Here is a 25,831-nt window from a genome sequence, read left to right as displayed (position 1 = left end):
CTCGTTCGTCGGTTGAGAGTTGAAGCGGTGTCTGCGGGAGACTGCTCGACCGCGCTCCAGCGGTTTACGGGGCCGGAGGCTGACGAGGTCGCGGTTCTTTGCCGCCCGGACCACGAGCAGAATCCGGCAGAACAGGCTCGCGTCGCGTATCGGGCGCTTGCCGAGAATCTGTCCGGGCAAGGTGCGTCCTTCCGCGATCTCTCCGGCGAGACCCTTTTCGTTCGGGATGCCGGCCGTGATCTTCCGCTGATTCTGGAGGCGCGTTCGAAGGTCCTAGGCGAGCTCGGCCAGGCCGGGGACGCGCCGCGCCCGGTGGTCATTGGGCAGGCGCCTTTGGAGGCTCCGGCCGCCCTCGAGCTCGCCGCATCGGTCGTCGTCCCCCAAGATCGCGACGCATCGTCGGTGCAGGATCTCTCGGTCGAGCCGTCGTGCTCGTGTGAAGGATGCGCGCTCTCGGGTGCACGGTTGGTTCGGCTCGGAGACCAGGTCTCGCTTCACGCGTCGAACCTCTACGGCCTCGGCGCGGATCCGGCTGTGCAGGTGAAGGACATGTTCCGCGTCGCTGAGCAGCTGCTCGCCCACGCTGGGATGGGGTTTCACGACGTCGTCCGCACGTGGATCCATCTGCGCGACATCGGCCGGGACTACGACGCTTTGAACGCAGCCCGCCGGGAGTTCTTCGAGGATTGCGGGGTCGAACAGCGTCCGGCGAGCACCGGCGTCCAGGGCATCCCGTTTTCTGGCGCGCACGACTTCTCTCTGAGCCTGCACGCGATGAAGTCGCCGCGGCCGATCGACATCCAGCAGATGTCGACACCGTCTCTCAACGAAGCATGGAGTTACGGCGCGGACTTCGCCCGTGGCTTGCGAGTCGTAGAAGTGAACAAGGTCGTGCTCCACGTCTCCGGCACCGCGAGCATCGACGCGGCCGGACAGACGGTTCACGTCGGCGACCTCGAGCGCCAGGCCGAACGCATGCTGGACAACATCGAGTCCCTGCTCGAAGGCCAGGGCACGACGTTCGGAAGTCTGATGTCGGGCGTGATGTATTTGAAGCAGCCGAGCGACGCGTTGGCGGTCCGCGCGATCTGTGCACGCCGCGGCTTCGAGGGTTTCCCGTACGCATTCGTCGATGCTCCGCTGTGCCGCCCCGAGCTTCTCTGCGAGGCGGAGGTCATCGCGATGCTTCCCTTGAAGCCGACGGGATTCTAGGAGGGGACGTTGGTTAGTCTCGCGATTTTTGTTTAGTCGCGGTGGAACTCCAGCTCGAGCAGGCGCGGTTGGCGTCCGCGACTAAACAAAAATCGCGAGACTAACCAACGTCCCCTATCCGGGTTTGGTCCAGGTGACTTTCAGGGTGAGCTTGCTGATGCGCCAGCCGTCATTCGTGCGTCTGAACTCGTTGGTGTAGTAGCCGCCCACCAGGAAGCTCGAGTCCGGGTTCCAGTGCTGGGCCTGGAGGTAGGCTACGCCGGTCGCTTGGTCGCCGTCGATCCGGATGTCGTGGTTCGTCACGATGTGGTGCGTCGTCTCGTATCCCCCGACGGCGGAGAGGGCGAGATCGACCCACTGGGTCGCGCCTCCCGTGATGGGTTCCACGCCCTCCATCTCGACCTGGAGGTCCTCCACGAAGCACGCACGGAAGAGCGCTTCGTCTCGCTGGTCGATGCCGGTGGCATAGCGATTGAATACGTCGATGATCTCGCTTTTGTCCGTCAGCGTTCGTAGTGCGTCGTTGCTCATGACTTGTACTCCCTGGCTCTCGTGGATCTCCGAGGTGAGGATCCCGCGGTCGCGGCGGGTCGTGCAATCGACTCGGGCCCTCTTTCTGGCGATTCCTCAGATTTCCTCTTAGAACTCACTGCATGGCCAATCTCGAAGAAGTGTCCGGATATCCCCTCGATGCCGAGCAGCAAGAACGGCTGTTCGCCCTGCAGCGCATGTGTGTCGTGTGCTGGACGACGACCGACGGTGCTCCGGTCGGGGTGAGCCATCGCTACATGTGGGCAAAGGGCAAGATCTGGGTCACGACGAGCAGCCAGCGCCCGCGGGTTCGTGCGCTGCAGAAGCGACCGAAGAGCTGCGTCGTCATCACGGGAGACGGTACCGAGATGGGACCCGATTGCACGCTGACCATCAAGACGACGTGCGTGGTTCACGCCGATCGAGAGACTCTCGATTGGTTCTTCTCCGAGTTCTCGAAAACGCTCCTCCCAGACATGCAGGACGCTCAGGATGTGATGCGCGGGATGCTCGACACCAAGCGTCGCGTTGTGCTCGAACTCACGCCGGTGAAGACCATGAGTTACGACGGCGGCAAGCTCAACGAGGCAATCGCGCGTGAGGGCCTCACCTGACGCGTCCCCGGAATCGGTAAGGAACCGCCGCTCGGTGAAAAAGAAACACGAACCCGGCACTCGGCCTTCGAGCGCCGGGCTCGTGTTGGAATCGAGGCCTGGTGGAGCGCTCGACTAGTTCTCGTCCTTGAACCAGTTGACGTGGAAGCCGAAGGGCAGTTTCTGCGGCATGTGAACGCGGGCGATCGGGCCGGCACCGACGTTCTGAGCATCCACCACGCAGACGTCGGTGGTGTTCTCGACGTGGTCGTGGTCGGTGACGAGCAGCCACCCGTCGTCCTCGGCGGTGGCGTTCGGGTTGGGCGCGAATACGGCCTCCCCAACATGGTGGTTTTTGCCGGAGTGCCAGACGTCACGCTTGTTCGTTTGATCGTCGTACTTCACGACAGTGTCGAACTCGCCGATCGTTCCGCGCTCGTTCAGGAAGCCACCCATGTAGTGATGACGGGTTCGGCTACCGTTCATTTCGTCGTTGAAGCGGCAGAAGTCGCCTTCCATGTCGTCGAACTTCTCGACGGTGGCTTTGCCCTTCGCGAGGTCGATCTTGAAGCGTGTGGGCACGCCCGCCTGGCCGGACGCGCTCGAGTCGTGCAGGTCGTCGCCAGTGTCCATCCCGAACTGAGGGTTCGAGTTGAAAGTGCCGGAGAGTTCGACGATGCCGTTCTCGTGCCAGCCGTTCCAGAAGTGCTGAACGTGGCCGTTCTCGATCTCGTACCAGGTGATGTCTTCCGCCTTGCCGAAGCGCGGCATTACACCGAGGCGCGTGCCATTCTCGGGGCTGTACTTGACCATCGAGCCACCGTCGTTGATCGCGTTCATGTTGAAGACGACGGGAGAGTCCAGGAAGATGGCGTGCTCGTCGGTGATCAAGAAGTCGTGGATCATCGCGGGTGCTGGCGTAGAGAGGTCGACCGAATGGACCAGCTTCCCTTCCGCGTCCGCAACGAAGTAGCGAAGGTAGGGCTCGAACGGCGAGTACACGAAGAAGAACATCTCCTGCGTTGCGGGATCGATCCGCGGGTGAGCTGTCATGCCCGAGGGCAGCTTGCCGTCGAAATCCCGAATGCCGAGGGTATCGAGGTCGGCGGTGACTTCGACGGGGTTGCCCGTCTCGTAGAGCGCGAAGTATCGGCCCGAGTGTTTGACGATGTGGGTGTTCGCCGGGTTCTTGATCGGTCCGGCGTCTCCGACCAGCTCGGCATCGGGGAAGTTCATCAGGTCGGCGAGGCCGGGATAGAGTGCGCGGCCGGCACGGAGCTCCGCTTGAAGCATCGGGGTGCGGATCCAGCGGTTCTTGTACGAGACCGCGCCGTCCTTGAAGTTGATCCCGTGGAGCATGCCGTCGCCGTCGAACATGTGGTACCGGCCGGTTGGCTCGAAACGAGGGTTCGGCCCGTTCTGCACGAACATCCCGCGGAGTTTCGCGGGGATTTCGCCGGTGATCTTACAGGCCTCGACGTCGAGTTCCTCGGAGGCCGGCGTCAGCTGTCCGGCGAGGAACGGTTGGTTGCGGGTGTTGGTGACTCCATTGGGCACGGCACTCATCGGGCAGACTCCTCAATCGGTCGAAATAAGACTTCGTAGGAAGGGGTTTTACCGAATCGGGAGTCGGCGCTTACTGCCGCGGCTGCTCCGGATCGGACGGGCTCAACCATAGCTTGAAAGGGGCGGTTCGCTACAACTCGGCAGAGCGCATGTCGGCCGATCGGGCCCTCAGGGCCGCATTCCCGTCCGAGGGCAGGCTCGGTGGTCTCCCGTGGCGCGCTTCCGCGAGATCTTCTGTGCGGTGAACGAAGCTCGCGGAGAGCCCTTTGCGGACCATCGCCCGTGCGATGAGGCATTGACGGAAGTTGCTTTCGAGCCCCCGGGAACGGGACGGCCGGTCGATCTGGACCGGGATTCGGGCGAGGCCACTTTCGTCGCTGTTCTCGGCCTCGGTGGGAGCTGCATAAAGAGCTTCCTCGAGCCTCCCGTCCGGATCCCCGAGGTACGTCGCCCGGGACGGCTTCAAGCTGACCGAGATTCGCGTGAACGGGCTTTCGAGCAGCGAGAAGAACGCCGCGATGATCCGTGACGCGCTCGTGTCGCGCGAGGACCTGCAGGGGAAGGGCGGCCTCATCTTGATCGGTCATTCCAAAGCAATCGTCGACATTCTGGAGGCCTTGGACAGCCTCAAGCCAAAACGGCGCCAGCGATGGCTCGCTGAACACCCCTTGCCCGAAGACATTCGCTACTACTCACTCGTTTCGTTCCCGAAACCCGATCGGATCTCCAATTGCCCCGAGGGCGCGTATGAAGAGCTCAGTCAGGTCGATCCACGCAACGACGGCCAGCTAATCTTCTACGATCAGATCATCCCGGGGCTGCGCGCTTCTCGGTTTTCTCAATGCGGACCATCTTGCGATCGCATTGCCGATCGCCCGCTCGCACTCGTGGATCGCCGACCTCGGCGCGGACGAGAACGACTTCCCGCGCGAAGTGCTCATCGAGGCGGTCGCGGGGCACGTGCAGGAGGATCTTTCGACGTCAAGAACCGAGCCGTGACCCCGTCCGTCGTTTGTCCCATCCCTCACGATGGAGGTATGCCGACTCACCGAGGGGGTTACGCCATGTGGGTCTACCGAGTTCGTTCCGTCGAGGCGTTGATTTTTGCGAGCCGCTTGCGGCGGTGCGCTTCGCGACGTCGTTTCGTCTCTGCGGTCTTCTTGCTCGTAGCGAGCGTCTCGGTGCTATCGGGGTCGCCCGCCTCGGCTTGGGTTTACCCCGAGCACCGCGACATCGCGCTCCTGAGCGTCGAAACCCTGGACCCCGAGCGACGGGAGGTCTTCGACACCTTCTGGGAGGAAGCGCGCTCGGGCACCACGCGGCTTTGTGCGCAGGGCGCCGATCGGGAACAGTCGACCACGCCGACCTGTATCGATTGGGCCGCGTTCTCCGCGATTGCGGGGGATCACTCGTGCTCGGCCGCAGATGCGCTGGAAACCGTACTCGAGTCGGAGTGGATCCTCGAGGTCGCCGACGTGTCGGCTCAACTCAAGAAGGATCTCGCGCAGGTCGAGGTGTCGGTGCCGGTGGACCAGCAGGACGTCTCGACGGGGCCGTTGAGTGACTTTCAGCGTCGGATGGCGAGCGAGGCGGTTCGCGCAGAGCGGACCAACGCCTTGCGCACCGCGGATACGCGGTTGCAGAACGCGGACCCCGAGTACGCCACACGCGCGGGGGCGAACAACGCGCACTTTCTGCTCGCGCGCCCGAGCGTCGATACCGAGGCCGTCCCCTACAGCAAGATTACGCTTGCCGCGGATTCCGAGATCAACGCGATGGGTGTGTACGCCTGGTACCACATGCGCGCGTTGGAGAAGGCCAGGCGAATTGCGCAGGGCGGGCTCACGCTGGAGCAACGGAAGGCCTATGCCCGCGCGATGCTCATCGACGAGGCGTTCGGTCTGCACTTCCTCGAGGACATGTTCGCCGCCGGGCACGTGGCCGGTACCTGGGGCGACGCGTCGCAACGCAAGGGGACGCACGACTACTACAACGAGGTTGGACTCGAGGCCTTCACGTGGGGGCGTCAGAAATCAGGCGTCGTCCTGATGGGCGATGCACGTATGCGACCGCAGGATGCGGAGCTTGCCGCCGAAGCGATCGTAAAGAGCCTCAACCAGGTCCTGGACACGGCGGCCGGCAACGAGCATGCGGTCGACTTCGAACTCACGCGCGAGATTCCGATGAGCGTTGAAGCGTTCGATGTGTGCAAGAGTGACACGATGCCGGCGGCTCCCCCGGGCCAGGCTCGGGGGAGCGACGTCAGTGAGTCGGTTTACGAGATCCTGTTGCCGACGGCCGTGCCCGGACTCGGCGCTGGGTTGGGCGCGTTGCCCAGGTTTCGCGCGGAGATCGGGCCGTTCGTCGGTCTCGCCGCTGCGATCGACGCTCGTGCTGTCTCGGGCGGTTTCGTTCCCGGCGAGCAATCGGGCGCGATAGGCGGCCTCGACATCGCGGCGCGCGCCGGGTTGGGTCTCGACGGCGTGATCGGTGAATCCGGTGATGGCCTCGTGTTCGCGCAGGTCGGGTTGCGGGCGGATACGGCTTCCAGTTCGTCGCTCTCCGACAGCGAGGCTACGAAGGATTTTGGGAGCATCAGCGCGACGATCCCGTCACGAATTGGGTTGGCGACTCGATTCCGCATGCCGTTCTTTCTCATTCCCGGTGACCTGTTGCTGATGTCGCCGCTCCTCTTCGTTGCGCCCGACGTCTACACGAAGATGGCGGTCACGGCGGGCAACGGTGGCTTCATCCCCTGGCAACAGGGAATGGCCACTCGGGTTGGGCGATTTCAGTTCGTGCTGGGACGCGAACTCGGAGTGAACTTCTACGGTATCTTGGGCGACTCGGACCGCCTCGCGGCTCCCGGCGGTCTGATCGATTCCGGGGTGGATACCCTGTTGGACTACGACTCGACGCTCTTCGACTTGCCGATCGCTGAATATCGCCCCTACCGATCCTTCTCGAGCGATCAGAGCTCGCAGCTCTTGTTCCAGCTCTTTGTCGGCGCGGACGTGCCGTCGAACGTCAGCGTGGTGCTCCCCCAAGGGGGCGAGACTGTAGACCTGCAGACGGTGTGGTCGTTCGGCCTCCGGTTCACGTTCGACTGGCGCTACTACATGTGAGGCGGAAGATCCGGACTACGGCGTGTACCGGATCGGCGAGGAGTACGCGCGCCCCTGTGTGGTCATCGAGACTTCATCGGGCATGGTCACGTCGAAGCTCTTGGCCTCAAACGCGGTCCAGAGGCGGCTTAAGCGATACGCGAAAGATCGCGAGGTTTCATTCGATCGTTGACCCACGCGCTGGTTGCGATACTCGGAAGTTCGGGGGACTAAGAGGCGAAACCGTCGGCCTTTCGGGCATGACGGGCATTCTTTCAGTTGAGGCGAGTGGCTTATATTTGAACCGAGACGGCGGTTGGATTCCCGCGAGGCCGCTCCGGAGGGTGCATGAGTCAAAACAAGTCGCGAACAGGGGTCCTCTTGGGCGCAGTCCTCGCAGTCCTCGCCGCAGTGGCGGCTCTCTTCTTGCTGTCAGACGATCTTCGCACTGAGGCGAAGCTTCGCGCCGGGGAGGCCGTAGGCAACATCGCTCAGGAGAGACTCGAGGGTCTGGTCTCGGAGTCCGGTGAGATGGAGCGTGCGGCCGACTTGATCAATGTTCCGATCGAGGCGCGCCAGCTCACCGACAACGTCTACCAGGCGCGGGGCGTGGGGAACGTGCAGTTGATTTCGACGGACGAAGGTAACGTCATCTTCGACACGGGCCTCTCGATCCAGGCGGCGAAGCAGCGGCGTGTTCTCGAGGAGATCGTTCCCGACCGACCGGTGACGCACGTAATCGTCAGTCACTCCCATGCGGATCACGAAGGCGGGACCCCCTTCTGGACCAGTAGCGACACGGAGATCGTTGCGCATCGCGAGTTCGAGGAGGAGCAGCGTTACCTGAAGCAGTTAGAGCCGTACTTCCACGCGCGGAATCGCACGCTGTTTCCGTTCATCCCCGAGGAGCTACCGAACATTCCGCTGATCTCGTACGGCGGAGTCGAGCCGACGATCGTTGTCGGCGACGAGCCGTTCGTGTTTGAGCAGGGTGGGGTTCGGTTCGAAGTTCTGCCGACGCCGGGTGCCGAGGGCGCCGACAATATCTGTTTGTGGTTGCCTCAGTCGAAGGTGTTGTTGAGTGGCGACTTCTTCGGCCCGCTCTTCCCGCAGTTCCCGAACATCTTCACGATGCGCGGTGAGAAGGTTCGCAAGCCGATCGAGTACATCGCGTCGCTCGACCGGATCATCGCACTCGAACCCGAGATCATCATCCCGAGTCACAACAATCCGATCGAAGGTCGCGACAAGATCCGGGCGGACCTGGTCCGCATGCGCGACGCGGTCCAGTACGTGCACGACGAGACGGTCAAAGGGATGAACGCCGGGAAGACCGTCCATCAGCTCATGACGGAGATCACGCTGCCGCCGGAACTGGAGCTGCGCCAGATCCACGGGCGTGTTTCTTGGGGCGTGAAGAGCATCTGGGAATACTACGCGACCTGGTTCCATTTCGATTCGACCGCAGAGCTGTATCCGGTGCCGGCAAGCGACTCGTATGCCGCAATCGCCGAACTCGCCGGGGTGGATGCCCTGGTCGAGCGAGCGCAGCTGGAGTTCGCGGAAGGGAAGCCGATCCGCGCGATCCAGCTGCTCGACGTGGCGCTTGCGGCAGACGAAGCTCATGTCGCGGGCCTCGAGGCGCGGCTCGGCGTCCTGAAATCACTTCGAGAGGCCGCAAAGGAGGGATTGCGGAACGCCTACGAGATCGACTGGCTGAACTCGAGGATCCGAAAGACGCAAGAGCAGCTCGCGCTCGCCCAGGGCGTCGTCGTCACTGACCAGGGGTGACTCCGACAGAGGATGTCGCGGAGCGACGTCAGATCACGATCATGTTCTGCGACCTGGTCGAGTCGACACCGTTTTAGGCACCGCTCGATCCGGAGAATCTCCGCGACGTGATTCGTCGTTATCAGGGTGTCGTTCGACGCGTTGTCGAGCGCTACGATAATCGCGGGGAACCAGAGGGGCGTAGCTTCGCCGTCTCGCTGGGGCGTTCGACAACGGCTGCACGATCGGGCCGGGCCTCCTTCGCAATGGCGACGAGGCGTGGTTCCGACCGACGTATCCGCTGAACTAGGAGGCGAGCTGAACTAAAGAAGGGCGTGTGCGCGGAGCCCGGATTCATCTGATAGGCTTGCGGGCATGAGCGATTCTCTTACATGCGAGCGCGACGGCGACGTCGCCATCCTGCGGCTGGACGACGGTAAGGCGAACGCCCTGAGCCCCGATCTGATCGCCTCTGTCAGCGACGCGCTTCGCCGTGCGGGTGATGAGGCCGGAGCCGTCGTTCTGACGGGTCGCCCCGGCCGCTTCTCCGCGGGGTTCGACCTCAGCGTGTTGAAGGCCGGTGCCGATGCCGGCCGGGAGCTGGTGACCGCGGGTGCGGAACTCGCTGTTCAGGTAGCCCGCCACCCGACTCCGGTCGTTCTCGCGTGCACGGGACATGCGCTGGCAATGGGAGCGGTTCTCCTTTGTGCCGGCGATCAACGGATCGGGACGTCGGGAGACTTCAAGATCGGATTCAACGAGGTTGCCATCGGGATGACGGCGCCGCTTTTCCTGCTCGAGTTCGCTGCCGACCGTCTCTCGAAGCGTCATCTTCAGCGCGCGACCATTCAGGCCGAGATCTACGGCCCCGACACTGCGGTCGATGCGGGCTTTCTCGATGCGGTGGTCGGTCCCGACGACCTGCTCCCGACGGCGCTCGCGCACGCCCAGAAGCTCGCACAGCTTCCCCGCGGCGCCTACGTGAACACGAGGGCGCGCGTCCGTGGTGCGACGCTCGAGCGGATCGAAGCCACGCTCGCCGAAGACATGGCGAGCGCGTTCGCCTGATTCCGGGGTGCGCCGCGGCTGGGTCTTTCGTGCCTCCGGCGTCTTGCGGAAGCGCGGCTCGATATCACTTCTGGAGCGAACCCCACGCCCGTTCGCGGCCGATCTCACGGGCTTTCTGCGCGACCTGAAGAAGCCCCACCTCGGGGTGCCAGCGTTCGAGCTCGGCCGGAGTGGCGCGCGACCACGAATCCGACAACGACTCCCATACTTCGTTCGAGCGGCGGAAGTAGGCGGCCATTGCGAGCACGGCAGGCGCGGCCGCCATATCGGTTTGCGAGATCGCCCAGGCTTGGGTGATGAGCGCCAGTAGGTCTTCGAGCTCGTTCTGGGGCCAGTCGTGCCTCCGACCGAACCCGAAGGCGGCGATCTGTGTGCCGGCGTTCCCGAACACGTCTTCGATCAGTCGGAAGGGCTTCACGTACTTCTGGAAGCCGTCCCCCTCTCGGACCTCGTCGGGCAGAACCTCGACGTCGCGCAGGCTCAGGTCGGCGATCCGCATCTCGGAGACGATTCCATCGTGCGTGCGCGGCGTCAGTTGGATGCCGGAGCGGTCCGCGGGGATGCCGACCATGCGGATCTGATTCCGCTCGCGCCCGTCGATGGTCTCGGTGCCAATGGACGCTGCGATGAACAGGGTATCGGCGTCTGGGGACATGGTGCCCCATTTTTTTTCGCCGCTAAGTAGATGGCGGCCGTCCGGCTGCGCTTGGAGTGTCGCTTGGATCGCCGTGGGGCGTGCCCCGCCTTCTTCGCTGACGCAGAATGCCGTGATCGCACCCGGTGGGACCTCGGGGAAGAGTCGTAAGATGGCAGCCTGATGTCCGGCCGCGGCCGCCGCGGTTCTCCGGTCCGCCCGCATGGCGACGTGTACGAGCCGTTCGAAGGGATCCGGCGTGTCGGTCGCCCCCCGCGCCGCTGTTAGGAAGCGGCGCATGTTCGAGCCGTCGACCGGCTCCGGGGTTTCGAACAGGGTTGAGAGCAGCTTGTCCAGGGTCATCGATGTGGCCACGGACGTAGCTTCGCACGACGCGTGCGCAAAAGCCCCGGCGGTGCGGTGACGCACTGGCGGAGAAGGCTGGTCGGACGCGAGAAGAAGTCTCGTGGACTATGGCGCGGGCGCGCGGTGAGGCCCGGTCCCTGCGACTCGCGTGCAGGAACCGGATCCTTCCGAGAGGTTGCTCTGCTCTAGAAGAGCGACGAACGACGGCGCAGAACGAACAGGCTGCCGGCTCCGAGGAGGAGCGCGATCATGCCCGCTTGGGACCACGGCGACGTGGCCGGGACGAGCGGCGACGCGCCGGCCTCGACGGTGATGGCGAGAGACGCGAACGTTGAGGCGTCGCCGGTGGGGGACCCGGTCCCGTCGACGGCGTTGCCCCAGGCATCGATGGTTGCGGGTCCGGCCGAGCCGGGTGCTTCCCAGAAGAAGCTGAAGCGGACGTCCGTTCCATCCCCGGCTTTCGCACTCAGGTGGGTGACGTCGTTGTTGCCACTACCACTCGCCGTGACCTGTGTCAGGGCCGACTCCGAGCCGCCCACCAACATGTCCCCGAGGAGCGAAGAGGCGCTGAGACCACCACTCAGCTGGCCGGGAGGGGACGTGATGATCAGGAGATACTCGTTCGTGGTTCCCGCGGTGACGGTCGTCGGCCCGGTGAGCGATACGACGGGCGAGGTGCCGCCAGTGTGGCAGGTGTTGCAACCGCTTGGGCCAAGAACGCCTGAAGAGATGCCGCCGCCGTACGCATGAGCGCTCATCGGAAGAGCAACGAGGCCCGCAAGGGCAATGCAAGAAGTGACGTGGGGAAGGTTCATGTGAACAGTTCTCCTGCGGTGGGTCAGAATGTGTGGGGCGGCAGGGGGACGGTGCTCAGCCGAAAGCCGAGCACCGTCCCCCGCGGTCGAAGACGATGCGGATTAGCAGGGGGCGAGTACGCCGACCAGCAAGCCAATCGAGTTGTTCTTCCGGCAGTTGGTTGTGCTGCCGATTGACAGGACGTCCGCGGCGAGGAAGCCGATTCCTCCGCTGGGCGGGTTCCCGCCGTTGCCGGTGATCTCGTTGTTGATGAGCACGTTGTCATCCGGTGCCGGGTTGTGGATGGGCGGGTCGTTGTTGCAGTCGAACGTCTCGCCGTCGATCACGAAGCAGTAGTCGAGCAACCCGAGTCCGAGGAAGTCGTTGTTCAGGATCTGGTTCTTCCTGTAGGTGACCCGATCGATCCCGAGGTGCAAAACGCCGATTCCCGCGGGGAGCGCGCCTACGAGCCCGCCCGTCACGGGATTCGGGAAGTTGTTGTCGTGGATATAGTTTCCGGTGATGTCCCAATCACCGTTCTCTTCCGACGTGTACGGCGAGGCGATCGACGCGAAGTTCGCGGGGTAAAGGCCGACGCCAACCGTGTTGTGATGCACGTGGTTCTTCTTGACCTTGATGTTCGTCGAGATCGAGATTTCGAGGCCGGTCGGGCTGGTGCGGAACTCGTTCTTGATGACGCGAACGTTGGTGGCCGCCTCGACCCAGAGGGCCGCATCGAGCGTGCCATAGGCGAGGTTCTTCTTCACCAGTCCGTTCGCCGAGAGCGTCGGGAAGATCCCGACGTGGTCGCAGTTGATCAACTCGTTTCCGATGATGCGGAACCGATTGGCGTGTCGCGTCCAGATGCCGTTCCGCGAGTAGCCCTCGACTGTGAAGCCCTGGACGGTGACGCGCTCGACATCGGGATCACCAGGATTCTCCGGTTCAATCAGGATGCCACTCGTCTGCCCGGGGCCGGGCAGGATGCGGACCTTCAGGTCGGGCAGCTTGCTTTTCGCCACCAGCTTCAGAGACTTGGTGATTCGCACCGAGGCGAAGCCGCCGTGAGTTTCCACGTAGTCGCCGGGTAGGACGATGATGGTGGAGCCGGGAGTTGCAGCGTCAACTGCGTCCTGGATCGACTCTCCGGGACTGACCGTGATCGCAGCTGCCTGCGCCGTGCTCGGCACAAATGCGGCTGCGCAGCCGAGAGCGAATGCCGCGATGGAACCCAGACGGGCTGATCTCATGAGTGCTTCTCCTGCCTTGCTCCAAGGACTTGGTGCAGCGTTAAGATGTAGTTGAGAATGGTCAGAGATATCTGCCCTGTATGAGGGCAGTCAAGGGAGAACCGCTGCGGAGCCGCATAGGTGTCCGTGCGCTCGGCTGCCGTCGGCGATCCGGTCGCCCGACCGTTTGAACCGTCGACGGCGTACGGGAGTGGCGCATGCTCTCACGCAATGAGAGTCTCACAGAGCGAGAGGGATTGGCAGGTGGAGTTACCTGCTCGCCGCGAGGGCTCGCGCCCTGTCGAACTGGGTTGCCGCGCCTTCCTTCTTGCCCTGCGTCTGTAGGATGCCACCGAGCGCGTAGTAGGCAGCCGTGGTCGGCTTCGCCGCGATCGAACGACGGTAGTAGTTCACCGCTTCGTCGAGCTTTCCCTGTCTCGCCAGGGAGCTGGCCAGATTGTTGTAGGCAGGCGTGAAGTGCGGATCGATTTCGATTGCCCGCTGGAACTCGGCGATGGCTTCATCCGTGCGCCCTTGCCGGTCGAGAGTGAATCCGAGGCCGTTGTAGTTCTCCGCGGTGGGCTTCCCGGGCAAAGCCGTGCGGTAGTGGGACTCGGCTTCGGCGAATGAGCCGGCTCGCGTGAGCGTCATCCCGAGGTTCGCGTGTGCGGACGAGCAGTTCGGATCCAGCTCGATGCCCTTTCGGTAAGCCGCTTCCGCTTCGCCGTGTCGACGCATCGAGGAGTACGTGTATCCGAGGTCGCTGTAGATCTCGCAGCGCGGCTCGATTGCGAGGGAGGCCTGGAAATGTGAGGCGGCCTCGGGCAGCCAGCCGAGCTCGACCAAGACCAGGGCCAGGTTGTTGTGCGCCTTCGCTAGCTTCGGGTCGGCCGCGAGCGCCTTCCTGTACTCTTTGGCGGCCTCCTTGGGTTTCCCGTCCTGGAACAGGCTCCACCCGAGTGCGTTGTGAAGCTCGGCGTCGCCCGGGGCGAGCTCCAGCCCGCGGCGGAAGGCGCGCTGTGCACCCGCCATGTCGCCGGTACGCTGGTTGGCCGTGCCCGCGCGCAAGAACGAGTACGGGTCCAAGAACTGTTCGCGGATCTCCTCGATGGCATCACCGGGGATGGCGACGAATTCGGGAATGTTCGCGGCGCGGTCCGCTGAGGTGAAGCGCTCCAGAAGGACGGGCGGAGTGTCGTTTCCTTCGTCGTCGATGTGGGTGAGAAACAGTTGCGTGTACGGACCGTTCACCTTCGACGAGAAGACCAGCCAGCGACTATTCGAGGACCAGCTATGCCAGGAGTTCATGCGCGCCGTGTTGTATTTCAACCGCCGTGCTTCGCCGCCCGCGGTGGGAACGATGTACAACTCGCTGTCGGGACGCAGCAGCATGTAGTTGTCGGACTTGGTGAACACGATCCACTTCCCGTCGGGCGAGTACTTCGGGAAGTAATTGCTCATGCCGTTGTCGTGTGCTCCGGTGAGAGGCACGGCCGTTCCTCCCTTCCCGTCGTTGAAGGGGATGCGGTAGAGGTCGTAGCGGAATGGCTTGTTGTCCACGGTGAACTCCGGGACGTCCGTCTCGTCGAGCAGCGCGGAGTTGCTCTGCTCCAGGTGCTCCGGGCGGTAGGCCTTCGCGCGCGCGAAGACGATCTCAGTGCCGTCGGGGCTCCATACGGCGTTGGTTTGCACGTACTCGGGGTCGTCGGCGCCCGGAAGCGAGAGGAACGTTTCGGTCTCGCGGTCGTAGACGACCAGGATGCCTTTGATTGGGAAGAAGAGCTGCGAGATCATGAGATCGTCGAGCGCGACGAATACCGACCGGTCTTTGACCGTACTGACGACGTAGCGTCCCGTCGGTGAGACGCGCGAGAGGAGCCCGAAGGTGACCTCGCCGTCTTTTCGTTTGTAGTCCGCCCAGGTGATGATGGTCTCGTCGTCCATCACCATGTGGGACGACACGGGCATGATGCCGTAGCCGCCCTTGTCGTTGCCGTAGTCGACGTCGAGGCCCAGCACGCTCCCGTCGTCGGCGAAGGAGTGACAGTTGCCGCATACCGGCAGGTCCTGCAGCACGATCGGGGGACCGTCCTCCATGTCGATCGTTCCGAAGCGCCAGCGGATCTTGGACGGATCCTGCACGGCTTTGAGGAAGGGGAGCGGGACCTCCCGGTAGAAGAGAGAATCGCCGACCGCATCCTTGGACGTGCGGATCTTCACGCGAGCCGACGCTCGGGTTGTGGCGGACACGGTCACCTCGGCGTCGCGTTCCAGGCTTCCTTCCTTGATCTGCTTCCACTCTTCTTCGGACGGCCGCCACCGAGGCTCGGCTGCGGAGGCCTTCACGACTACGTCGCCTGAATCGTCACGGACGACGATGCTCCACGATGCGACGTCCTCGGGTCCGCCTGCCCACAGGAATGTCGGCGCGACGATTTCGGGAGGGAACAGGGTGCCGTCCATCGGATAGGTGATCCGAAACGCCTGGGCCTCCGCGTCCGCGGGGGAGGCCGCTGTAGCTTGCGGAGTGCTCGGAAAGAGACCTGCGCCAGAGCCCAGGAGGACCACGAGAAGAGTCAGCGACAGAGCGGCCGCGATCGAGATGGAACTATGATGCCCCGACATAGCCTTACTTCTACGCTTCCGGCGACTCTCGAGAAAGCGCCGTCCAGTTCTTCTCCTCTGCGACTCCCTGGTGCCGTGTGGTTTCGTCCGATGCGCCGGCTGCAACCGCGATGCCCAGCGACAACGCAGATCCGGACATGAGCATGACGAGGACAGGGGTCGGTTTTCGCATGGAGTTTGGCCGCAGGACTCGGTCGGCTTCGGCGCCGATCGAGTTCCAGGTTTCTTTGGGTCCGCGAGGTCATCCCAGACCAGGAGTCGACGTTCTCAGTGAAGATTTCGAACGCCGTGCCCGGATCGACGTGGACGATCGTCCAGACGGTTACCTAATTTGCGCTCATCGCTTCTCTCTCTGGGGCTTGCGTTCGGCGTGGTGCTTGAACGCGTCCTGTTAGTTGGTCCAGAACGACTCGACTTGACGGAGCCACGAGTCGAGACTCTCGAAGGGGTTTCGACGCAGACGGTAGATGCGCACGCGGGCTTGGGGCCACGGCTCAAGAGGTCGATGACGCCGCGGCGCGTGGGGTCGGCGTGGGCGGACCGCGTCTGGTCGAGCGCGGTTCCGTTCACGGCTCGACCTCTGCTTGCGTGAAAATCCAGCGATGGCTCTCGGGGTCGACCGCACGGTATTGGCGGCTGCCGTGGTTCTCGCCCGGCTCGAGCACGGCCGCACCGGCGTCGCGCGCCTCAGCGAAGTGCGCGTCGAGATCGGCGGCGAACACGCAGAGTTGAGAGGCAACGCCGACGCGGTCGCCGTCCGTGTGTCGATAACGCTCCTCGAACGCGAAGGGGGGACAGAGGAACTCGATGGCCGCGGTAGCGTCGCCGCAGTTCAGGGCCGGGACGATCCGCTGCGCGGGATCCGGTCTTGGATCATTTGGTGAACCCATTGGTGAATAGTTCACGAGATTATTAATTAAAATCCAAGCACGATTTCTGCTGACCTTTCGCTCTGGGTGATCAGCCGGACCTCGGCCTCCTGGGACCCCGTACCTGCGCGCCGAGCGTCACGCGGTCCATCCGCGCAGGCGACATCCTCGCTGATTCCGGCGCATCGTCGGATTTTCGTTAAAATACCTTACGTTGCTTCAATTTCGGTTGCTTTTCGCATATTTGGACGGCGTGCCAATAGGGCCGGTTCGTGTCGCCGGCGGCCTGCATCGTAGCCGCCGGGTGATTGCAAGCGGTGGCTGGGCGCGCTCGGTCGGGTCCAGCGTGGAGGAGAGAAACGTGATTGAAGCCCGGTATCGTTTGACCGTCGTTCTTGGGACCCTGCTCTGGCTGATAGCCAGTCCGGCCTTGGCGCAGGACGAGAACGTTGCGCCGTCCGATTATCTCGAGAGCATCGAGACCCCGACGGACGTGAGTGCCGACGCCATGAACGAGTCGGATGGCATCCAGGCGGAAGCGGACGAGATCGCGGACGGGAACACGCCGGGCTTCGAGACCCCGCGTCGTCAGGCCCGGGTCGAAGAGATCGTGGTTTCCGCCCGTAAACGCGACGAGCTGCTCGAAGACACACCGGTTTCCGTGACGGCGCTGTCGGAGACGACTCTGCGCGAAGCGGGTGTGAACCGGATCGACGACATTCAGCAGCTAGTCCCGAACCTGAGCTTTCAGACCTCCTCCACGGGCACCGAGGCTCTTGTGTACATCCGCGGCGTCGGCACGCCGCGTGCGCTTACGTCGTTCGACCCGGGTGTCGGAATTTACGTCGACGGCGTGTTTCTTCCGCGTGCGCAGGGCTCACTGCTCGACGTCGTCGACGTCGCCCAGATCGAAGTTTTGCGCGGACCGCAGGGGACGCTCTTCGGAAAGAACACGGTCGGCGGTGCGGTCAACTTCACGACCCAGAAGCCGAGCGAGGAGTTGGAGGCGTATGCGTTCATGCGCACCGGCAACATCGATGCACCGAACAGTCATGGGCTGAACCTCGTCGACACGAGGGCGATGCTGAATCTTCCGATCAACATCGGCCCTCTGGAAGACCATGTCTTCATGCGGCTCGCGTTCGGATCCCAGAACCGTGCCGGCTATATGTACAACGAGCTCCGCGATGAGGGCTGGAACGATCGCAGCTCGATGGCGTTCCTCGGGTCCCTCCGCATCATCCCGCACGAAGACGTGACGATCGACATCTCGGGCAACTGGGACCGTTCGCGGAACTACGGAGAAGCCGGGGAGTGTGTCTTCGTGACCGAGACCGGTCTGCAGGACCTTACGCCGGGGCTCGCCGACTACTGCAAAGAGAAAACGGATCCGTATCACTTCTCCGCGAACTGGCCTCAGTTGTACGACGTCCTCAGCGTCGGCAGTTGGGGTATCATGAACTGGGACGTTGGCCCGGTTCCGGGGCTCGACGAGTTCAGCGTGAAGGCGATTGGTTCCTGGCGCGAACAGACCATCGGAGGCCGTCAAGACACCGACCTGACCCCGTCGCCTGCGGTCAACGCGTCGGCCGCCGGCAACGCGACGGTTCCGGTTCCGCCTGGCGGAGATCTCGAGGCGCCGCTCGAGGGGCGTCCGACGAAGGCACAGCAGCTCCAGGGCGAGTTGCAGGTGAACGGATCCGCATTGGATGGCCGACTCAACTTCGTCGCCGGCTACTTCACCTTCTGGGAAACCTCGCACACGCAGCAGGGGATCCGCGCGATCGTCGATGTGCTGAACACGCGCCAGGTGTCACCGCAGTTCACCGACAACTGGACGTGGGCGATCTACACCCAGGGCTCCTACGACGTCCTGGATTGGATGCAGATCACCGGCGGCATCCGGTACACCGAGGACAAGAAGGGCGTCACCTCGGAGCGGTTTGCCTGCACGCCAGGCCCGAACGGGACGTGTGCGGGCTACACCGAGGCGTTCAACGAGTCCGACTCGGCCATCTTCAGCGCCTGGTCGCCCACGGGAACGCTCTCGTTGACGCTCCCGGAAGACCTGATGGGCGATGCCCCCTTGGATCACCTGATGGGGTACTTCACCTACTCCAAAGGTTTCCGCGGCGGCGGGTTCAACGTGACCCCCCTGCCGGACCCGGTTACCGGCCAACTGAGCCTTCAGCCGTTCGACCCCGAGACGCTCAATTCCTACGAGGTGGGTCTCAAGGCTCTGAGCTTCGACCGTCGCCTCTCGACGAATCTGTCGATCTTCTATGCCGACTACGACGACATTCAGGTCGTGAGCATTCGCGATCTGGGCGACCCCGATGGCGACGGTGTTCCGAACATCGCTCAGGAGACGTTGAACGCGGCGTCGGCGACGACCAAGGGTCTCGAGTTCGAAGCCCTGCTCAATGCGATCGAAGGCATGAACATCGAGGGCTCACTCGGTCTGTTCGAGGGCGAGTACAAGGAGTTCCAGGGCATCAGCGACGTCGACGGCGAGCCGATCGACCGCTCGGGCGAGACCTTCAACCGGGTCCCGGAGATGCAGGCGCACATCGCCCTGCAGTACTCGTTCCCAATCGATCTCGACACGGATTTCATGGACGGCTACCTGACGCCGCGGGTCGACTGGTACTATCAGTCGAAGGTCCACTTCTTCGGACCGGAACTCACTCCGGGTCTACAGTCGGGCTACAATCTCCTTCAGGCGCGTCTGAGCTATGCCTTCAACGACGGTCGCACTCAGTTCGCACTGTGGGGACAGAATCTCGCCAACGAGCGCTACAAGACGAACACGATTCCGCTCGTGACGAGCTTCGGCATCGCCCAGCAGCTCTTCGGCGTACCCCGGAGCTACGGCGCGGAGCTCAGCCACAACTTCTGAGTCGTCGGACTACGGCGCGTCGGTCGTGGTGGTGGCGATGAGCCACTGGCCGAGCAGGCCCTTCTTGCGGTCCTGACCGATCTCCGCGACGTGCGGGCTCGACGCGATCTCGACGAACGCCTTGCGGCTCGGGTACTCGACGAGCGCGGCGACTTGAAAGTCGGCGTCGCTCTCGCCGATGACCATCGAGTCGACGGTGCCGATCCACAAGAAGCGGCCGCCCTTCGACTCGACGTACTCGCGCATCTTGCCGCCGTACAGCATGTAGGACTCGCGACCGCTCATTCCCTCGTTGCCTTCGTCGGCGTTCTCTTTGAACGAGAGCAAGTTGAGCATCACGACCGGGGTGTCGGTGGGGCCTTCCATCAGTTTCTTGAACTGCTCGGGCTCGGGAAGTTGGGCGATCTTCATCTGCGGTTATCCTCGCGAGATCTTTTGGCAGTATTCATGTCGGTATTCAATGCTCGCTAGAGCAATTGCGGAGATCTATCTTCCTCACGGGTGCCGGAAGCGCGGCGTCTCGACGCAAGGAGAAGCAGCCCATGGCATCGCCCGGTCTAGTCTCGGAGCAATCTTGCCGGGTCGCGTCCGTCGACAAAGCCGATGAACGGGAACAGCATGCTGTAGCCGAGCAGCGCTTGGATCTTCTCGCTGCACTGCTTGGCCCGCTCTCGCGAGATCGCAAGGCAGTAGTTCTCCTGCTGGCGAGCCCAGGGCTCACAGTACTGCGTGGTCGCGGCGAGGCGGGGTTTGTCGGTGCGGTTCGGGCCCGCGCCGTGCCAGAGTGTGCCGACGAAAAACACGGCCGACCCGGCGGGCATGACCGCGGGGACCATCTGTTCGAGGTCGATGTCGGCCGAGGGGACGTCTCCCCACAAGTGGCTCTTGGGGTAGACGAGGGTCGCGCCGTTGTTCTCGGTGAAGTCGTCGAGCGCCCAGATCAGAGCCGCTCCGATCGGCTTCCGTGGTCGGGGGATCGGGTAGAAGCCGTCGTCGTGATGCAGCGGTTGCTGGATCTCGCCGGGCATCACCTTGATCACCTGGAGTTGCGAGAGAAGGTAGTTCGGCAGGAAGAGCCGGTCGAGCAGTGCCATCACCACGGGGTGATCGATGATGGGATTGCAGGAGAGAGTCTTCTCGATCACGGAGTAGATGCGCCGCGTCTTGTAGCCTTCGAACTCGGTTCGCCCGTCGTACTGCAGGTAGGGTTCGGACTCGGTCCGGATGGCCTCGATCTGTTCCTCGGATAGGAGGCGCGGGAGGATCACGTAGCCGTCTTCTCGAACGGAGGAGAGAAGCGTCTCGAGGTACGACTCGTCGAGGCCGTGTGTGAGGTTCGCCGCCGCGAGCGCCGCTTCTCGTTCGGCGACGACCTCGGGGAGTACGGTACCGTCCTCATTCGTGTACGCGCGTTTCGACATGATATTCATCCGATGGGCGACAGCCCGAGTCCGTTGAGTGCGAAGTGGGCGAACTGCGCCGCCGCTTCGTGGGCCGGCGGTGCCGCCGCGAGCCGACCTCGCGTACCCATCGCGCCGACGATCAGTGTGCCGAGGCAGGCGCGGTCGGTCGGCTGAACGGGGCCTGGGAATTCGCCGCGTGCTACGCCCTCATCGAGGATCCGATCGACGGTCTCGTAGAAGTGCTGCACGACGCCTGCGAAGTCCGCGCCGCCCGGTCCGTCCGCGCGCGTCGGTTCGTCGAGCGAGAGGGGGAACACCACCGCCACGAAGTACTCGCGATGCTCGTCGACGCTGGCGAGGCAGACCTCGAAGAATGCGGTGAGCCGCTCGAGGGTGGTCGATGCCTCGCCCAGGCAGCGTTCGAGTTCGTGGCCGAGCTGCTCGCGGTGCGCGGCGAAGCTGCCGCGCAGGATCTCCTCTTTGGAAGAGAAGTACTCGTAGACCGTGCTGCGGCTCAGACCGGCGTGCTTTGCGATCTGGTCCATCGAGGTATGCTCGTAGCCGTGCTCGCCGATCGCCTCGCGGGCGGCGTTGACGATCTGGTCGCGGCGGTAGGTCTGGAGCAGCTCTGCGGGCGCTTTCGGCATGATTTCCAGGTCTTTTCCTCGGTAAATACGGTCCGTTGTGGGGCTGACCGGACATCTGTGGGATACATCAGACAGATGTCCGATCCAACCACCAAAGTGGCCGATGGCGGCTGCCGAAGGGAGCCCGCATGTCCTCCGAAGCCGCAGCGCCTCGCGACGATTTTCGTGTCGTCGTCATCGGCGCCGGGATGTCCGGCATTCTCGCTGCCATCAAGCTGACGGAAGCCGGCGTCGATTTCGTGATCTTCGAGAAGGCCGATCGGCTCGGCGGAACCTGGCGCGAGAACGTCTACGCCGGGATCGCGTGCGATGTGCCGTCGCACTTCTACAGCTACTCGTTCGCGCTCAATCCGGATTGGACAAAACAGTTCTCTCCGGGGGCCGAGATCCAGGCGTACTTCGAGGGAGTCGCCGACTGGTTCGGGGTCGCGGGCGAGATTCAGTACGGGAAGGAGGTTTCGCGCGCGGCCTTCGAGGACGGACGATGGCAGCTCGAAATGTCCGACGGTTCGACGGAGGCGGGCGACTTCATCATAGCGGCGACCGGTGTTCTCCACCACCCGAAGTACCCGGACATCCCGGGGCTCGAGAACTTCGAGGGAACCGCGTTCCACAGCTCGCGTTGGGATCCGGAAGTCGAGACGAAGGGGAAGCGCGTCGCCGTGATCGGGACCGGCTCGTCGGCCATCCAGATCGTGTCCGCCCTCGTCGACGAGGTAGAGAAGCTCGAGCTGTTTCAGCGTACCGCCCAGTGGGTCATTCCCGTCGTGAACACCGACTTTACCGAGGAGGAAAAGGCGGAGTTCCGACGAAACCCCAATGCCATGCTGGCGGTTCGGACGGAGATCGCGCGCACGTACACAGACGGCTTCGCGAATGTGCTCGTCGATGCGCAGAGCCCGGTGATCCAGGGAATCCATGCGGCGTGCGAGGCGAATCTCGAGAACAGCGTGACGGACCCCGTTTTGAAGGAGAAGCTTCGACCGGACTACCAGGCGGCCTGCAAGCGGCTCATCATGTCCAACGACTTCTACGACGCGATTCAAAGACCCAACGCGGCGGTCGTCACGGAGGCGATCGCACGGGCCGAGCCGTCGGGGCTCGTGACCGAGGACGGCACGCTGCACGAGCTCGACGTGATCGTCATGGCCACCGGCTTTCACGTCGATCACTTCGTGCGACCGATGAAGGTGACCGGACGCGGCGGCGTCGCGCTCGACGACGTTTGGCGGGAAGGGCCGTTCGCCTACATGGCGATCTCAGTCCCGGATTTCCCGAATTTCTTCATGCTGCAGGGCCCGAATGGCCCCGTCGGCAACTTCTCGCTCATCGAGGTGGCCGAGCTTCAGGTCGACTACATCCTGGGGATGCTCGAGAAGGTCCGCTCTGGGGCGTGCCGTGAGATCGCTCCTTCCCACGAAGCGATGGACCGCTTTCACGCGGAGCGTAAGGAGGCGGCGAAGTTTACGATCTGGGCGACCGGCTGCAAGAGCTGGTACCTCGACGCGAAGGGCCTGCCGACCGCCTGGCCCTTCACGTTCGATCGGTTTCGGGACGAGATGACGACGCCGCGCGTCGAAGATTACGAATTGAATTGAACCGGTCAGGCCCATTCAGGAGCCGGGTTGGCGAATTCGGGGCGCGGTAGGCGTTTCGGGCCCCCGGCCCGATGAGATATGCCCTGTGCGGAAATCATCATAATGAACTCCAGCCTCAATCAATTTGCTTGTCTCGAAGACTAGCCGCGCCGGCGAGGTGACGCCGTGCGCGTGGAGAATGCAGTGGAATCCAATCGTTGTCTTGAAACCTCTCTCTTGTCGGTGGCCGGTTGCGCCGGTCTCTGGGCCCTTGTTGGGCTTCTGACGTTTATCGGTGCGCCCGGAGCCTTCGCTCAGGACGCGGCTCCCGCCGGTATCGAGGCGCCGTCCAGCTATCTCGAGGCGGTGGAGGGCCCCGACACGGGTCCGGGCGTTGCTTCCGAAGTCGACTCGGCACAAGCGCAAGCCGCGGCGGCGAAGAAATCGGGATCGAATCGCCGAACCGGCAAGAACATCGAGGAGATCGTCGTCTTCGCCCGCAAGCGCGCGGAGCTTCTCGAGAATACTCCGATCTCGGTCACCGCACTCTCCGAGGAGACGCTACGTGTCACCGGCACGACGCGCTTGGATCAGATCCAGGATCTGGTCCCCAACTTGAGCATCTTCCGTGGACTCTCCGGCCAGACACTCTCTGTCAACATCCGCGGCGTCGGCAACTTCCCGACCATCTACTTCGATCAGGGCGTCGGCGTATACGTCGACGGGGTGTACCTCTCGAGGAACCAGGGCAGCGTTCTCGATATCGTCGACGTGAACCAGGTCGAAGTGTTGCGTGGTCCGCAGGGCACACTCTTCGGGAAGAACACGCTCGGCGGCGCGATCAACATCACGACCATCAAACCGAAGAACGAGCTCGAAGGTTTCGTTCTCATGCGCGCCGGCAGCTACGGCCAGATCGATACGCGGGCGACCTTGAACGTGCCGATCCTGAAGGACCTACTCGCGGTGCGCGCCACCTTCGCGACCTTCAAGAACAGTGGGTACGTCTACAACGAGACACGCGACGAATACCTTTCCGACCGAAACTCGCTCAACTTCCTCGGGAGCCTGCGCTTCACACCGACCGACGATCTTACCGTCGACATCACGGGCAACTGGTCGAAGAGTCAGTCGCAGCCGCAGGGAGCCAAGTGCACGTACCTCCCGCCAGAGAACATCACGCCAGGTTTTCAGGCGATCATCGATTCGATCGACACGACGGTGACAGACGCGGGCGGCACGTTTCCGGACGACTACCGAGATCAGTGCAATGCCTCGACGCCGTTCCGTGTTCAAAACGACGCCAGGCAGCTCGCCATCAGCGAGAGCGCCGGAACCTGGGGCGTTCTGCGCTGGGAGATCGGAGAGCTCTTTGTCGTGGACGATCTGGCTCTCACTCTGAGGTCGTCGTGGCGCGAGCAGTATCCCGCGAACCGACTCGACGGGGACGGCGGCCCGTTCCCGGTGAGCGTCGTCGACAATCTGGGCGACGGTCCCTTCGTCGACACCCTTGCCGGCCCGAACGCCGGCAGTTCTGTCAATCTCGGCGGTGCGACCGGGTTCCAGCGCCAGATTCAGCAGGAGCTTCAGTTGAACGGAAGCGCCTGGGACGGGCGCCTGAACTTCGTCGGTGGCGCGTTCGCCTTCTGGGAGAAAGCCAATACCACGACCGGGATCACGGCATTCCCAGGCGGCGTGCTCGGATCGGCGCCGGTGGGCCTGTCCCCCTCGAGTGGATTCACCGAAACCGACAACTGGGATTGGGCGATCTACGCGCAGGGCACCGCGGACTTCACCGACTGGCTGAGTCTCACGGCGGGCATTCGCTACACCGAGGAGAAGAAGGGCCTGATGCGCACACTCGAGCAGCCGCTCGCGGTTCCAGGCGTTAACGACCCGCTGCCGGTTGACTTCGAAGGCTCGCGGATCTTCACGGATTGGACGCCCACGGCAAGCCTCGCGTTGCAGACGCCCGAGGAGTGGCTCGACGTCGTCGGCCTCGACCATTTAATGGGCTACTTCACGTACTCGAAGGGTTTTCGCGGCGGTGGCTGGAACGGTGGCGCGCGTACGGCGGACGTCCGCACCATCGAGCCGTTTCTGCCGGAGACGATGAACTCGTACGAGTGGGGCTTCAAGAGCATCTTCGCCGAGCGCCGCCTGAGCTTGAACTTCTCGTTCTTCATCGAGGACCGAACCGACCAGCAGATCCCCCAGATCATCACCGCAGTCGTGAGTCCTGCGGTCTCCGTCCCCGACGTGATCGTCAGCAACGCGGCCGGTTCGACGACGCGCGGGTTCGAGCTCGAGATGCAGGGCTCGCCGATCGACGGTATGCTCTTCGATGCGTCCGTCGGCTTTCTCGATGCGAAGTTCGATGACTTCCCCGGGACACAAGACGCCCGGACCGGCGAACCTCTGAACCGTGCGGGGGAGCGCTTTGCCTTCCTACCTCAGTGGCAGGCGCACATCGGGCTGCAGTACTCGATGGAGCTGCCGGACGCCGATCAGCCGCAGTGGATGCACGGCTGGGTTACGCCGCGGGTCGACTGGTCGTATCAGGGCGACACGCAGTATTGGGCGGTGGAGCTGCCCGAGCTTCGTCAGCCGGCGTACAACGTCGTGAACTTCCGGATGAGCTACGACTTCAACGACAACTTCACGCAGATCGCATTCTTCGCGAACAATCTGCTCGACAGCGAGTACTTCCGCGATTCCCTGGCGATTGGGCCGCGGCTCACGCTTGCGGTGCTGAAGTACTACAACCCGCCGCGTTGGTTCGGCGTCGAACTCAGCCACCGGTTCTGATTCGAATCAGGCTCCGGTTTCTCCAAAGGGCATCGTTCGAGTCCTGCATCTGATAGGGAGTAATCACCGTGCCCCGGGCGGAGGCGTGGTTCCAGGGAACCTTCAGCGCCGGCCGAGTCTTTCTCGATGCGGAAT

At 63.4% G+C, this 25,831-nt stretch carries 20 protein-coding genes and 1 pseudogene; 9 read left to right on the top strand and 12 right to left on the bottom strand.

What is annotated here, in order from left to right; all coding sequences use genetic code 11:
- The first annotated feature begins 27 nt into the window (after window positions 1-27).
- On the top strand, window positions 28-1,212 hold the full coding sequence (locus tag P8R42_07765; protein ID MDG2304542.1) for a hypothetical protein: 1,185 nt from the start codon (window positions 28-30) through the stop codon (window positions 1,210-1,212).
- Between the two features lie 114 nt (window positions 1,213-1,326).
- Here the strand turns inward: P8R42_07765 and P8R42_07760 are convergent, their stop codons facing one another.
- Window positions 1,327-1,743, bottom strand: coding sequence for a nuclear transport factor 2 family protein (locus P8R42_07760; GenBank protein ID MDG2304541.1), 417 nt, complete (start codon window positions 1,741-1,743; stop codon window positions 1,327-1,329).
- 122 nt (window positions 1,744-1,865) lie between these two features.
- Between P8R42_07760 and P8R42_07755 the strand changes: the two genes are divergently transcribed.
- Entirely contained in the window at window positions 1,866-2,357 is a 492-nt protein-coding gene (locus P8R42_07755; GenBank protein ID MDG2304540.1) for a hypothetical protein, read from the top strand.
- A 114-nt stretch (window positions 2,358-2,471) separates the two neighbouring features.
- Here the strand turns inward: P8R42_07755 and P8R42_07750 are convergent, their stop codons facing one another.
- A complete protein-coding gene (locus tag P8R42_07750) occupies window positions 2,472-3,902 on the bottom strand; it encodes a carotenoid oxygenase family protein (GenBank protein MDG2304539.1) in 1,431 nt (476 codons plus the stop codon).
- Window positions 3,903-4,032: 130 nt separating this feature from the next.
- The gene (locus tag P8R42_07745) at window positions 4,033-4,476 is read right to left on the bottom strand and encodes a hypothetical protein (protein MDG2304538.1); all 444 of its coding nucleotides are present in this window, start codon (window positions 4,474-4,476) and stop codon (window positions 4,033-4,035) included.
- 290 nt (window positions 4,477-4,766) lie between these two features.
- On the opposite strand from P8R42_07745, the gene P8R42_07740 reads away from it, so the two are divergent.
- Both P8R42_07740 and P8R42_07735 read left to right on the top strand, forming a co-directional pair.
- The gene (locus P8R42_07740) at window positions 4,767-4,901 is read left to right on the top strand and encodes a hypothetical protein (protein MDG2304537.1); all 135 of its coding nucleotides are present in this window, start codon (window positions 4,767-4,769) and stop codon (window positions 4,899-4,901) included.
- A 65-nt stretch (window positions 4,902-4,966) separates the two neighbouring features.
- Window positions 4,967-7,027 (top strand): hypothetical protein, encoded by a 2,061-nt coding sequence (locus tag P8R42_07735; protein ID MDG2304536.1) that lies wholly within the window; start codon window positions 4,967-4,969, stop codon window positions 7,025-7,027.
- 15 nt (window positions 7,028-7,042) lie between these two features.
- On the opposite strand, the pseudogene P8R42_07730 reads toward P8R42_07735, so the two are convergent.
- Window positions 7,043-7,147: pseudogene (locus P8R42_07730) on the bottom strand (DUF3604 domain-containing protein).
- Between the two features lie 207 nt (window positions 7,148-7,354).
- Between P8R42_07730 and P8R42_07725 the strand changes: the two are divergent.
- Both P8R42_07725 and P8R42_07720 read left to right on the top strand, forming a co-directional pair.
- Entirely contained in the window at window positions 7,355-8,797 is a 1,443-nt protein-coding gene (locus P8R42_07725) for an MBL fold metallo-hydrolase (protein ID MDG2304535.1), read from the top strand.
- 354 nt (window positions 8,798-9,151) lie between these two features.
- Entirely contained in the window at window positions 9,152-9,844 is a 693-nt protein-coding gene (locus tag P8R42_07720) for a crotonase/enoyl-CoA hydratase family protein (protein ID MDG2304534.1), read from the top strand.
- A gap of 64 nt (window positions 9,845-9,908) precedes the next feature.
- On the opposite strand, the gene P8R42_07715 is transcribed toward P8R42_07720, so the two are convergent.
- From P8R42_07715 to P8R42_07695, 5 genes are all read right to left on the bottom strand, one after another.
- Window positions 9,909-10,841, bottom strand: a complete 933-nt coding sequence (locus tag P8R42_07715; protein MDG2304533.1) for an acyl-CoA/acyl-ACP dehydrogenase — start codon at window positions 10,839-10,841, stop codon at window positions 9,909-9,911.
- 188 nt (window positions 10,842-11,029) lie between these two features.
- A complete protein-coding gene (locus tag P8R42_07710) occupies window positions 11,030-11,602 on the bottom strand; it encodes a hypothetical protein (protein ID MDG2304532.1) in 573 nt (190 codons plus the stop codon).
- 159 nt (window positions 11,603-11,761) lie between these two features.
- Complete coding sequence (locus P8R42_07705) at window positions 11,762-12,889, bottom strand: right-handed parallel beta-helix repeat-containing protein (protein ID MDG2304531.1); 1,128 nt, start codon at window positions 12,887-12,889, stop codon at window positions 11,762-11,764.
- Window positions 12,890-13,138: 249 nt separating this feature from the next.
- The gene (locus P8R42_07700; GenBank protein ID MDG2304530.1) at window positions 13,139-15,493 is read right to left on the bottom strand and encodes a tetratricopeptide repeat protein; all 2,355 of its coding nucleotides are present in this window, start codon (window positions 15,491-15,493) and stop codon (window positions 13,139-13,141) included.
- 566 nt (window positions 15,494-16,059) lie between these two features.
- Window positions 16,060-16,383, bottom strand: a complete 324-nt coding sequence (locus tag P8R42_07695) for a hypothetical protein (protein ID MDG2304529.1) — start codon at window positions 16,381-16,383, stop codon at window positions 16,060-16,062.
- Between the two features lie 340 nt (window positions 16,384-16,723).
- Here P8R42_07695 and P8R42_07690 point away from each other — a divergent pair, with 340 nt between their 5' ends.
- The gene (locus P8R42_07690; protein ID MDG2304528.1) at window positions 16,724-19,261 is read left to right on the top strand and encodes a TonB-dependent receptor; all 2,538 of its coding nucleotides are present in this window, start codon (window positions 16,724-16,726) and stop codon (window positions 19,259-19,261) included.
- Between the two features lie 9 nt (window positions 19,262-19,270).
- On the opposite strand, the gene P8R42_07685 is transcribed toward P8R42_07690, so the two are convergent.
- The 3 genes from P8R42_07685 to P8R42_07675 all read right to left on the bottom strand — a co-directional run bounded on the left by P8R42_07685 (window position 19,271) and on the right by P8R42_07675 (window position 21,311).
- Entirely contained in the window at window positions 19,271-19,672 is a 402-nt protein-coding gene (locus P8R42_07685; protein MDG2304527.1) for a DUF1330 domain-containing protein, read from the bottom strand.
- A gap of 146 nt (window positions 19,673-19,818) precedes the next feature.
- Entirely contained in the window at window positions 19,819-20,682 is an 864-nt protein-coding gene (locus tag P8R42_07680) for a phytanoyl-CoA dioxygenase family protein (GenBank protein ID MDG2304526.1), read from the bottom strand.
- Between the two features lie 5 nt (window positions 20,683-20,687).
- On the bottom strand, window positions 20,688-21,311 hold the full coding sequence (locus P8R42_07675; protein MDG2304525.1) for a TetR/AcrR family transcriptional regulator: 624 nt from the start codon (window positions 21,309-21,311) through the stop codon (window positions 20,688-20,690).
- A 128-nt stretch (window positions 21,312-21,439) separates the two neighbouring features.
- Between P8R42_07675 and P8R42_07670 the strand changes: the two genes are divergently transcribed.
- A complete protein-coding gene (locus P8R42_07670; protein MDG2304524.1) occupies window positions 21,440-22,909 on the top strand; it encodes an NAD(P)/FAD-dependent oxidoreductase in 1,470 nt (489 codons plus the stop codon).
- Between the two features lie 183 nt (window positions 22,910-23,092).
- Complete coding sequence (locus P8R42_07665; GenBank protein ID MDG2304523.1) at window positions 23,093-25,696, top strand: TonB-dependent receptor; 2,604 nt, start codon at window positions 23,093-23,095, stop codon at window positions 25,694-25,696.
- The last annotated feature ends 135 nt before the right edge of the window (window positions 25,697-25,831 follow it).

Source organism: Candidatus Binatia bacterium, assembly GCA_029243485.1.
Classification (GTDB): domain Bacteria; phylum Desulfobacterota; class Binatia; order UBA12015; family UBA12015; genus VGTG01.
Note: the sequence above shows the minus strand (reverse complement) of the source record. Positions and strands in the feature narration are given on the sequence as shown.

Bases quoted from the DNA above. Each gene is read 5' to 3' on its own strand.
- P8R42_07760 (MDG2304541.1), bottom strand. From the start codon at position 1,743: ATGAGCAACGACGCACTACGAACGCTGACGGACAAAAGCGAGATCATC.
- P8R42_07755 (MDG2304540.1), top strand. From the start codon at position 1,866: ATGGCCAATCTCGAAGAAGTGTCCGGATATCCCCTCGATGCCGAGCAG.
- P8R42_07750 (MDG2304539.1), bottom strand. From the start codon at position 3,902: ATGAGTGCCGTGCCCAATGGAGTCACCAACACCCGCAACCAACCGTTC.
- P8R42_07745 (MDG2304538.1), bottom strand. From the start codon at position 4,476: ATGAGGCCGCCCTTCCCCTGCAGGTCCTCGCGCGACACGAGCGCGTCA.
- P8R42_07735 (MDG2304536.1), top strand. From the start codon at position 4,967: ATGTGGGTCTACCGAGTTCGTTCCGTCGAGGCGTTGATTTTTGCGAGC.
- P8R42_07725 (MDG2304535.1), top strand. From the start codon at position 7,355: ATGAGTCAAAACAAGTCGCGAACAGGGGTCCTCTTGGGCGCAGTCCTC.
- P8R42_07720 (MDG2304534.1), top strand. From the start codon at position 9,152: ATGAGCGATTCTCTTACATGCGAGCGCGACGGCGACGTCGCCATCCTG.
- P8R42_07715 (MDG2304533.1), bottom strand. From the start codon at position 10,841: ATGACCCTGGACAAGCTGCTCTCAACCCTGTTCGAAACCCCGGAGCCG.
- P8R42_07710 (MDG2304532.1), bottom strand. From the start codon at position 11,602: ATGAGCGCTCATGCGTACGGCGGCGGCATCTCTTCAGGCGTTCTTGGC.
- P8R42_07705 (MDG2304531.1), bottom strand. From the start codon at position 12,889: ATGAGATCAGCCCGTCTGGGTTCCATCGCGGCATTCGCTCTCGGCTGC.
- P8R42_07700 (MDG2304530.1), bottom strand. From the start codon at position 15,493: ATGTCGGGGCATCATAGTTCCATCTCGATCGCGGCCGCTCTGTCGCTG.
- P8R42_07695 (MDG2304529.1), bottom strand. From the start codon at position 16,383: ATGGGTTCACCAAATGATCCAAGACCGGATCCCGCGCAGCGGATCGTC.
- P8R42_07685 (MDG2304527.1), bottom strand. From the start codon at position 19,672: ATGAAGATCGCCCAACTTCCCGAGCCCGAGCAGTTCAAGAAACTGATG.
- P8R42_07680 (MDG2304526.1), bottom strand. From the start codon at position 20,682: ATGTCGAAACGCGCGTACACGAATGAGGACGGTACCGTACTCCCCGAG.
- P8R42_07675 (MDG2304525.1), bottom strand. From the start codon at position 21,311: ATGCCGAAAGCGCCCGCAGAGCTGCTCCAGACCTACCGCCGCGACCAG.
- P8R42_07670 (MDG2304524.1), top strand. From the start codon at position 21,440: ATGTCCTCCGAAGCCGCAGCGCCTCGCGACGATTTTCGTGTCGTCGTC.